This window comes from Methylobacterium sp. WL18, assembly GCF_008040015.1.
Classification (GTDB): Bacteria; Pseudomonadota; Alphaproteobacteria; order Rhizobiales; family Beijerinckiaceae; genus Methylobacterium; species Methylobacterium mesophilicum.
In genome coordinates this window covers 1-1,473 of record NZ_VRVD01000901.1, presented here as the reverse complement: position 1 = coordinate 1,473, position 1,473 = coordinate 1, and the positions used below count along the sequence as shown (strand labels likewise).

Annotated in this window: 1 protein-coding gene and 1 pseudogene; both read left to right on the top strand. The window is 73.5% G+C overall.

Going from position 1 to position 1,473, the window contains the following annotated elements:
• Nucleotides 1-176 (top strand): annotated as a pseudogene (locus FV228_RS29510) (glycosyltransferase family 2 protein); the annotation flags it as partial.
• Nucleotides 177-182: 6 nt separating this feature from the next.
• The coding region (locus tag FV228_RS29505; protein ID WP_147857699.1) for a pitrilysin family protein at nt 183-1,473 on the top strand (1,291 nt) is incomplete at its 3' end.

The following is a 1,473-nucleotide window of genomic DNA, read 5'->3' as shown; positions in this document are numbered from 1 at the left end:
GTCGTCGCCCATGACAGCGCCGACGTGCTGCCGGCCTGTCTGGCGGCACTGGCGCGGCAGCACGTGCCGGCGATCGTGGTCGACAACGCCAGCCGGGACGCCTCCGTTTCAGTCTCGGAGGCCGCCGTGGAGCGCCTGATCCGCGAGCGCGCCCGCATCACCCGGGGTGGGGCAAACCCGCGATGAACCAGCATTTCACCACGCACGCCGCCTCCCCGTCCCTGCGCACCACGCGGCTCGCCAACGGCGTGACGGTGGTGACCGAGCCGATGCCCGGGGTCGCGACCGCGAGCCTCGGCGTCTGGGTCGGGGCCGGCTCGCGCAACGAGCGCGCCGACGAGGCCGGACTGTCCCACCTCATCGAGCACATGGCGTTCAAGGGCACGCGCACGCGCTCGGCCCACGGAATCGCGGAGGCGATCGAGAATGTCGGCGGCGAGATCAACGCCGCCACCTCCACCGAGGGGACGAGCTACACCGCCCGGGTCCTCGGCGAGGATGCCGGCCTCGCCCTCGACGTGATCGGCGACATCCTCACCGATTCGGTGTTCGATGCCGGCGAGCTCGCCCGCGAGAAGGGCGTGATCCTGCAGGAATACGCCGCCGTCGAGGACACCCCGGACGACGTGGTCTACGACGCCTTCACGGAGGCCGCCTTCCCGGACCAGCCGGTCGGCCGGCCGATCCTCGGGCGCCCCGAGACGATCCGGAGTTTCGACGAGGCCGGGATCCGCGCCTACCTCGCCCGGGAATACACGCCGGACCGCATCGTCGTGGCCGGGGCCGGCGCGGTGACCCACGAGGCGATCGTCGAAGCCGCCGAGCGCCATTTCGGCGCCCTGCCGGCCACGGTGGCGCCGGCTGCCGTGCCAGGCGTCTACGGCGGCGGCGAGCGGCGGATGCCGCGCAAGCTCGAACAGGCCAACGTGGTGATCGGCCTGCCCGGCCTGTCGTTCCGGGACGACGGCTACTACGCGCTGCACATGTTCGCCCAGGTCCTCGGCGGCGGGCTGACCTCGCGGCTGTGGCAGGAGGTGCGCGAGACCCGCGGCCTCGCCTACGAGATCCAGGCCTTCCACTGGCCGTTCTCCGATTGCGGCCTGTTCGGCATCGGCGCCGGAACTTCGGGGGCGGACCTGCCCGAGCTCGTCGACGTGACGCTGGCGGCCACGGCCCGGGCCGCCCGGGACCTCGCCGAGCCCGAGATCGCCCGCGCCAAGGCGCAGCTAAAGGTGTCCCTGCTCTCGGCCCTGGAGACGCCGGGCGGGCGCATCGAGCGCAACGCCCGCCAGATCCTGGCCTGGGGCCGTGTGATCCCGGCCGGCGAGGTGATCGACAAGGTCGACGCCGTCACGGTGGCGGACGTGCGGGCCGCCGCGGCCGCGATGCTGAAGGGCGCCCCGACGCTCGCGGCGATCGGCCCGATCCGCAAGCTGCCCGCCCTCGACCGGATCGCCGCCGCGCTTCGGGGGG